Source organism: Streptomyces sp. NPDC058955, from assembly GCF_042741435.1.
In the GTDB taxonomy this organism is placed as follows: domain Bacteria; phylum Actinomycetota; class Actinomycetes; order Streptomycetales; family Streptomycetaceae; genus Streptomyces.
Genome location: NZ_JBHYKM010000134.1, coordinates 11,986 through 19,560 on the forward strand (window position 1 = coordinate 11,986; position 7,575 = coordinate 19,560).

The 7,575-nt window shown below is 71.6% G+C and carries 9 protein-coding genes; 3 read left to right on the top strand and 6 right to left on the bottom strand.

Going from position 1 to position 7,575, the window contains the following annotated elements; genetic code table 11:
* Positions 1-123 precede the first annotated feature (123 nt).
* The 3 genes from ACFW1I_RS33355 to ACFW1I_RS33365 all read right to left on the bottom strand — a co-directional run bounded on the left by ACFW1I_RS33355 (position 124) and on the right by ACFW1I_RS33365 (position 2,812).
* Positions 124-978 (bottom strand): MetQ/NlpA family ABC transporter substrate-binding protein, encoded by an 855-nt coding sequence (locus ACFW1I_RS33355; RefSeq protein WP_384676996.1) that lies wholly within the window; start codon positions 976-978, stop codon positions 124-126.
* A gap of 89 nt (positions 979-1,067) precedes the next feature.
* Positions 1,068-1,736: a methionine ABC transporter permease gene (locus ACFW1I_RS33360; RefSeq protein ID WP_384676998.1), complete on the bottom strand. Its 669-nt coding sequence runs from the start codon at positions 1,734-1,736 to the stop codon at positions 1,068-1,070.
* Entirely contained in the window at positions 1,733-2,812 is a 1,080-nt protein-coding gene (locus ACFW1I_RS33365) for a methionine ABC transporter ATP-binding protein (RefSeq protein WP_384677000.1), read from the bottom strand. The genes ACFW1I_RS33360 and ACFW1I_RS33365 overlap by 4 nt, the downstream gene beginning before the upstream one ends.
* 658 nt (positions 2,813-3,470) lie before the next feature.
* On the opposite strand from ACFW1I_RS33365, the gene ACFW1I_RS33370 reads away from it, so the two are divergent.
* Both ACFW1I_RS33370 and ACFW1I_RS33375 read left to right on the top strand, forming a co-directional pair.
* Positions 3,471-3,833, top strand: coding sequence for a hypothetical protein (locus ACFW1I_RS33370; RefSeq protein ID WP_384677002.1), 363 nt, complete (start codon positions 3,471-3,473; stop codon positions 3,831-3,833).
* A 2-nt stretch (positions 3,834-3,835) separates the two neighbouring features.
* A complete protein-coding gene (locus tag ACFW1I_RS33375) occupies positions 3,836-4,243 on the top strand; it encodes a hypothetical protein (RefSeq protein WP_384677004.1) in 408 nt (135 codons plus the stop codon).
* A gap of 19 nt (positions 4,244-4,262) precedes the next feature.
* Here the strand turns inward: ACFW1I_RS33375 and ACFW1I_RS33380 are convergent, their stop codons facing one another.
* The 3 genes from ACFW1I_RS33380 to ACFW1I_RS33390 all read right to left on the bottom strand — a co-directional run bounded on the left by ACFW1I_RS33380 (position 4,263) and on the right by ACFW1I_RS33390 (position 6,573).
* Positions 4,263-4,742, bottom strand: a complete 480-nt coding sequence (locus ACFW1I_RS33380; protein WP_384677006.1) for a GNAT family N-acetyltransferase — start codon at positions 4,740-4,742, stop codon at positions 4,263-4,265.
* Positions 4,743-4,767: 25 nt separating this feature from the next.
* Entirely contained in the window at positions 4,768-5,307 is a 540-nt protein-coding gene (locus ACFW1I_RS33385) for a sigma-70 family RNA polymerase sigma factor (RefSeq protein WP_384677008.1), read from the bottom strand.
* Between the two features lie 90 nt (positions 5,308-5,397).
* Positions 5,398-6,573 (bottom strand): glycerophosphodiester phosphodiesterase, encoded by a 1,176-nt coding sequence (locus tag ACFW1I_RS33390; RefSeq protein ID WP_384677010.1) that lies wholly within the window; start codon positions 6,571-6,573, stop codon positions 5,398-5,400.
* Positions 6,574-6,847: 274 nt separating this feature from the next.
* Between ACFW1I_RS33390 and ACFW1I_RS33395 the strand changes: the two genes are divergently transcribed.
* Positions 6,848-7,471, top strand: a complete 624-nt coding sequence (locus ACFW1I_RS33395) for a lysophospholipid acyltransferase family protein (RefSeq protein WP_384677012.1) — start codon at positions 6,848-6,850, stop codon at positions 7,469-7,471.
* The last annotated feature ends 104 nt before the right edge of the window (positions 7,472-7,575 follow it).

A 7,575-nucleotide genomic window follows, 5' to 3' on the forward strand; every position in this document is an offset into this window, starting at 1 on the left:
TATTAAGTTTGTTGGGGGCGCGGGGCGCGCGTGGCGGGGGGGGCGGGGGGGGGGCGCAGCGTCCGCCCCGCGGGGCGCGGGGGGGGGGGGGGGGCCTTCCGCTCAAGGACTGTACCGGTGGCCTTACTTGGCGGCGCCGAAGGCGGGGATGACGGAGCCCTTGTAGGTGTCCTCGATGTACTTCTTCGTCTCGGGCGAGTTGAGGAGCTCGGCGAGCTTCTGCACGCGGGCGTCCTTCTCGTTGCCCTCCTTGACGGCGAGGAAGTTGGCGTACGGGTTGCCCTCGGCCTTCTCCAGGACCAGGGCGTCCTTCGCCGGGGACAGGTCGGCCTCGATGGCGTAGTTGCCGTTGATGACGGCGGCGTCCACGTCGTTCAGGGCGCGGGGCACGGTGGCGGCCTCCAGCTCCTTGAACTCCAGGCCCTTCTTGTCGGTGATGTCGGAGAGCTTGGCGTCGGTGCCGACGCCCTCCTTGAGGGTGATGAGGCCGTTCTCGGCGAGGAGGTGGAGCGCGCGGCCCTCGTTGGTGGTGTCGTTGGGGACGGCGATGGTCTGGCCGGCCTTGATGTCCTTCGCCGACTTCAGGCTCTTGGAGTAGAGGCCGAGCGGCTCCAGGTGGACGTTGACCACGGGGACGATGGTGGTCTTGTTCTTCTTGTTGAAGTCGTCGAGGTACGGCTTGTGCTGGAAGAAGTTGGCGTCGACCTGGCCGGACTGGGTGGCGGTGTTCGGCAGGACGTAGTCCGTGAACTCCTTCACCTCCAGCTTGAGGCCGGCCTTCTCGGCCAGGTTGTCCTGGACGAACTTCAGGATGTCGGCGTGCGGCGTCGGGGACGCGGCGACGACGAGCGCCTTGTCGGCGGAGCCGGCCGCGTCCTCGGCGGAGGACGGGTCCGACGAGGTGCCGCAGGCGGTGAGGCCGAGGGCGAGGGCGGTGACGGACGCGAAGCCGGCGGTGAGCTTGATGTTCTTACGCACGAAGAGTGCCTCTTTCATGTGGAGCGGTGGACGCCTGGACAACGAGTCCGGGCTCTGGTCTTCGCGTGGCGAAGGGGTCTGAGGTGCCGTCAGGCGGTGCGGCCGCGGCGGGCGAGGAGCCGTACGACTCCGTCGCCGACGAGCTGGACGACGGTGACGATGGCGACCAGGACGACGACGGTGACGAGCATGAAGGTGGTGTCGAAGCGCTGGTATCCGTAGGTGACGGCCTTGGAGCCGAGGCCCTCGCCGCCGACCGCGCCGGCCATCGCGGAGTAGCCGATGAGCACGATGACGGTGGTGGTGACGGCGGCGACCAGCGAGGGCAGGGCCTGCGGGAGCAGCACCTTGCGGACGATGGTGGGGATGCCGCCGCCCATGGACTGGACAGCTTCGACGAGGCCGTGGTCGACCTCGCGGATCGCGGTCTCGACCAGGCGCGCGAAGAAGGGGATGGCGCCGATGGCCAGCGGCACGATCATGGCGGTGGGGCCGATGAAGGTGCCGACGACGAAGGTCGTGAAGGGGATCAGGGCGATCAGCAGGATGATGAACGGCATCGAGCGGCCGATGTTCACGATCGCACCGACGACCTTGTTCACGGGCCGGTTCTGGAGCAGTCCGCCCTTGTCGGTGAGGACGAGGAGGATGCCGAGCGGCAGGCCGCCGACGATGGTGACGACGGTGGCCCAGAGGACCATGTAGAGGGTGTCGACCGTGCCCTGTTCGAGCAGGGGGCGCATCTCTTCCCAGGTCACTTGGCACTCTCCTTCACGAGCACGTGCGGCTGGACGGGCACGGCGGGGGCGGTGGGTTCCGCGAGGTCCCGCGGGTCTTCGACGCGTTCGACCTGGAGGCCCTGCTCGCGCAGGAAGCCGACCGGGACGACGTTGTCCTCGTACCGTCCGGGCAGTTCGATCCGCATGCGGCCGATCTGCTTCCCGCCGACGGTGTCCATCGCGGCTCCGAGGATGGAGATGTCGATGTTGTACGTGCGGGAGAGCTGCGAGATCACCGGCTGGGTGGCGGCCTCGCCGTGGAAGGTGACGTCGACGACGGTGCGGTCGAGGCCGGTGGCGTGGCCGCTGACCGGGAACAGTTCGGCGGCGAGCTGGGAGCCGGGGGTGGCAAGGAGTTCGGCGACCGTGCCGGACTCGACGATCCGGCCCTTCTGCATGAGGGCGGCGGAGTCGCAGATGGTCTTGACGACGTCCATCTCGTGCGTGATGAGCAGGACGGTGAGTCCGAGCTGCCGGTTGAGGTCGCGCAGGAGCTGGAGGATCGAGCGGGTGGTCTCCGGGTCGAGGGCGCTGGTGGCCTCGTCGGAGAGGAGGACCTTGGGCTCGCCGGCGAGGGCGCGGGCGATGCCGACGCGCTGCTTCTGGCCGCCGGAGAGCTGGCCGGGGTAGCTCTTCGCCTTGTCGGCGAGGCCGACGAGGTCGAGGAGTTCGAAGGCGCGGCGAGAGCGCTCGACGGACGGGACGCCGAGGATCTCCAGGGGGAGCTCGATGTTGTCCTTGACGGTGCGGGAGGACAGCAGGTTGAAGTGCTGGAAGACCATGCCGATGCTGCTGCGCGCCCGGCGCAGGTCCTTGCCGGCGCGGCGGCCCTTGCCGGCGAGGGCGGTGAGGTCGACGCCGTCGACGGTCACCGTGCCGGAGGTGGGGCGCTCCAAGAGGTTGACGCAGCGGATGAGGGAGGACTTGCCGGCGCCGCTCTGGCCGATCACGCCGAAGACCTCGCCCTCGCGGACGTGGAGGTCGACGCCGTCCAGGGCGGTGACCTGGCGGCCGCGTGACTCGTAGACCTTGGTCAGGCCCGAAGTGGTGATCACAGGGGTTTCCGTCACTGTCGAGTGCGCGACGCGTGGGTCCGCCGTGCACGGGGCATTCGTCATTCGGACAGTCAGGCGCACGGGAAGCCGCTCCGGCGGTCGGCCGGGGTGGCGGTGTGCGCGGGGCGGGCACGGTCCGGCGCCGGTGGGGCGGGCGGATCGGCTCGGCCGTCGGGTCTCGCTTCGGGGCGCGAGGCTCAGGCGGGGGCCCTCAGAAGGCGCACATTCGACACATACAACGAGCACCGGGCGTCGTGTTCGCCTCGGTCGCAAGGATGCGGTTGCTCGTCGTGGTCATGCCTGCAAGTAAAGCATGCGCAGTCGCGAACGGAAGTCCGGTGTCCGCATTCCGGACGCCGCTGAGACGGGCGTGGGGGCCGCCCTCGGGCGCCCCGCCCCCTGTGCCGCCTGCGGCGGAGACGGCCTCCGAGGGTGCGGGGGCCGGGGCGGGAGAACGTGGGATGTGGCCAAGGCCACGGTCCGGGGAGGGGTGGAGGGCGGGCCGGTCCGGTGGCCGACGGGTCGCGGGAGGGGCCGTCGTGCCGCGGGGCGCTGGAGGGGCCATCGCGCTGCGGCGCGCGGGAGGGGCCGTCCCGGCGCGGGGCGTGGGGTGGGGGCGGGGGCATCGGGGCATTCGGGCCGTAATACCCTCGGGCGCATGCTTGACGCCCTCACGATCGCGGTCTCGGTGGCCGCGCTCGCCCTCGCCGCCTGGTGCGGCTTCGCCGCCTACCGGGACCAGGCCACCAAGGACTGGCACTTCATCGGCATGGCCGTGGTGACCTTCCTGGTCCTGGTCCAGCTGATCGTCGGCATCGTGCAGCTGGCCCGCGGCGAGAAGGCCGAGGAGGGGACGACGATCTTCGTCGCCTATCTGCTCGGCGCGCTGTGCGCGGTGCCGATCGCCGGCTTCATGTCGCTGGCCGAGCGGACCCGCTGGGGTTCGGCGACGGTGGCGGCGGGCGCGGTCGTGCTCGCCGTCCTGGAGGTGCGTCTCTTCGACATCTGGACGGTGGGCTGACCATGGCGGGGACCCAGGCACGGACCCGGCTGGTCACGGGCCCCGGCATGCTGCTGGTGTGGCTGTACGGCGTGATGTCGGTGGGCGCGGCTTCGCGCTCGGTCTACGAGATCAGCGCCAAGTTCGACGAGGCGCCGCTGGCGTACACGCTCTCGGCGGTCGCGGCGGTCGTCTACGTGTTCATCACGTACACCCTGGTGCGGGGCGGCGAGACGGCCCGCAGGGCGGCGCTGGTGTGCTGCGCCGCCGAGCTCGCGGGCGTGCTGATCGTCGGGACGTGGACGCTGCTGGAGCCGTCGGCCTTCCCCGACTCCACGGTGTGGTCCGAGTTCGGCTACGGCTACGTCTTCATCCCGGTGCTGCTGCCGCTCAGCGGCATCTGGTGGCTGCGCCGGTCGCGTACCGCCTGACACCGGCGCCCGGCGGCCCTCAGGCGGCCTTCTCCAGGGTGACGAGGGTGAGCTTCGGTCCGACCTCGCGGGCGCCGACCTGGGCGTAGCCCTTGGCGCGGTAGAGGCGGAGGTTGCCCTCGCTGCGGTGGCCGGTGAAGAGCTGGAAGCGCTTGGGGGCGGCGTCCGTCCCGGCGGAGTGCAGCTCGATGGCGTCGAGGAGCCGGCCGCCGATGCCGTGGCGGCGCATGCGCGGGTGGACGATGAGCTTGGCGATGTGGACCGTGCCGTCCTCGTCGGTCCGGGCGCGGACGGAGGCGATCACCTCGTCGCCGAGCCGGGCCACCAGGCCGTACCCCTCCGCCAGCTCGGCGCGGACGGCGTCGAGCGACTGGGTGAGCGGTTCGATGGACCAGTCCCCGTACAGCTCGGCCTCGCTCTGGTAGCAGAGGTACTGCAGCTTCAGGATCTGCTCCGCGTCGCGCGCGTCCGCCGCCGAGATGGTCACACTCAGGCCCATGTGTGCATGCCTCCCGCTCATCTGGTCACCGATCGGTACCCCGCACCCTTCCCCGTCGGCCGGATGCGGGAACCTCTGCCGCGAGCATTCTGCGCAGGCATCCCAGGCAACGGGAACGCATCGGTCCCAGACTGCCTTGTGAGATACCCAACGTTCCTGCGATTTCCCGGTAGGTGGGGTCCGCGGGGTCGAGCATCGCGTTCAGCAGGCGGGGGCAGCGGCCGGGCGTGCGGGTGACGGCGGCGCGGAGGGTGCGGCGGCGTTCGGCGGTGAGGGCGGAGCCCTCCGGACCGGAGCCGTACGCCTCGGGGCGGGTGTCCCCGTCGTGGTACGGGCGTTCGCGGCCGCTGGTGCGGCGGGCCCGGCGGGCCTCGGCGCGGACGGCCCGGCGGAGCCAGTCGGCGGGGCGCTCGGGGGCGCCGTCGGCGCTGAGCCGTTCCAGGAGCCGCAGCCAGACGGCCTGTTCGAGGTCGCCGGGCTCGATCCCAGCGGCCGCGGCCTCCGCCCGCGACTCGGCGGCGAGCAGCGGGGTGAGGGTGGCGAGGAGGGTTTCCGGGGAGGTCATGACCGGCACGATGCGGCGGGGCGGCGGCGCGGTTGCGCCCCGGGCGGGGAACCACCCGGTCGGCGTACGGCGCCGGCCGGGTGGCCCGGGTCAGCGGGCGTCGACGTCCGCGGCGGCCAGCAGGGCCGTGTCGGGGTTGTCGGAGAAGATGCCGTCGATGCCGGTCTCGAAGTAGCGCTTCAGGGCGCCGAAGGCGTCGCCGTAGGCGGCCGGGTCGGTGCCGCGGCGGAAGTCGGCCGGCAGGAAGGTGTTCTCGTTCCGCTGGGTGTACGGGTGGAGGATCAGGCCCTCCGCGTGGGCGTCCCGCACCAGGGTGGTGGGGGTGCCGAGCCGGCCCGTGGCGTCCTTGGGGATCACCAGGTCGAGGGTGGGGCCGATGCCCTGGGCGTACGAGGCGATCCAGCGCAGTCCGGCGGGGGTGACGAGGTCGGCGACGGTCCGCGGGTCGCCGGCCTCGACGAAGTCCCACGGGCGGGTGGCGGCGCCGGAGAGCAGCACCACCAGCGGCGAGTCGACCAGCTTCGACAGGCGCTGGATGCTGCTGGGCTCGAAGGACTGGAGGAAGACGGCGGAGTTCGCGCGGTGGCGGCCGTAGCGGCGGAGCAGCCTGGCGAGGCGCTCCTCCAGGCCGAGGCCGATCGAGCGGAAGTACGAGGGGTGCTTGGTCTCGACGTGGAGCCAGATCTCGCGGCCCCGGCGGCGGCCCTCCTCGTCGGCCCAGCGCAGCACCTCCTCGAAGGTGGGGACGGTCCAGCGGCTGTCGTAGAGGGTGTTCTCCTGGCGGGTGCCGGGGATCCGCTCCTTGGCGCGCAGGGTCTTCAGCTCGGCGAGGGTGAAGTCCTCGGTGAACCAGCCGGTGTACGAGACGCCGTCGACCGACTTGGTGGTCCGGCGGGAGGCGAACTCGGGGTGGTCGGCGACGTCGGTGGTGCCGGTGATGTCGTTCTCGTGGCGGCAGACCAGGTACCCGTCCTTGGTGGGGACGAGGTCCTGCTCGATGACGTGGGCGCCGAGGTCCAGGGCGTGCGCGTACGAGCCGAGGGTGTGCTCGGGGCGGTAGCCGCTGGCGCCGCGGTGGGCGATGACGGTCGGGACGGGGAGCGAGCGGTAGCCGCGCCCGTGGCCCTGGCCTTGTGGGCCGCCGGTCTCGGCGGCCTGCGCGGTGCCCGGGCCGGCGGCGAGTCCGGCGGTGACGCCGAACGCGGCGGCGCCGGCCGCTCCGAGCACCGTGCGGCGGGCCGGGGTCCTGGGTGCGCCCTGGGTCATGGAGGTCCTCCTGTGTGATGTCCCGCACCTGTCGACGGTTGGACCCGACGGTAGGCAGTGATCCCCTACGGGCGGCGGACCTGGGCGGAACATGGCGCAAACACGCGTCAACACCGTGTATCCGTTCGGTGAACCCGATGTGCGCGGGGCGGTGACCCGCGAGTATCGTCGCGTGCTGCACCGTCGGCTCCCCGGAGCCGCCCGCCCGACACCGGAGGAACCGTTGTCCCGTCACGCGATCGTCAAGGCCACCCTCGGTCCGATCCTGCGTCTGATGTTCCGCCCCCGTGTCGAGGGCGCCGAGAACGTCCCCGGGACCGGTCCGGTGATCCTCGCGGGCAACCACCTCACCTTCATCGACTCGATGATCATGCCGATCTGCCTGGACCGTCAGGTCTTCTTCATCGGCAAGGACGAGTACGTGAAGGGCACGGGGATCAAGGGCCGGCTGATGGCCTGGTTCTTCACCAGCGTCGGCATGATCCCGGTGGACCGGGACGGCGGCCGCGGCGGTGTCGCGGCGCTGATGACGGGCCGCCGGGTGCTGGAGGAGGGGAAGATCTTCTCGATCTACCCGGAGGGCACCCGCTCCCCCGACGGCCGGCTGTACCGGGGCCGTACGGGCGTGGCCCGGCTGACGCTGATGACCGGCGCGCCGGTGGTGCCGTTCGCGGTGATCGGCACGGACAAGGCGCAGCCGGGCGGCGCGGGCATCCCGCGGCCGGTGCAGGTGACGGTCCGGTTCGGCGAGCCGCTGGAGTTCTCCCGGTACGAGGGCATGGACCGCGACCGGTACGTGCTGCGGGCGGTGACGGACTCGGTGATGGCCGAGGTCATGCGGCTGTCGGGCCAGGAGTACGTGGACATGTACGCCACGAAGGCGAAGGAAGCCGCGTAGCCGGACACGGTCGTGCGCGTGAGGGCGCCCCCCGGGACGAGCCGGGGCCCCCGCCGGGGTGGGGGGGGGGGGTTTTGAGTTGACGACGCCGGCCGCGCACTACT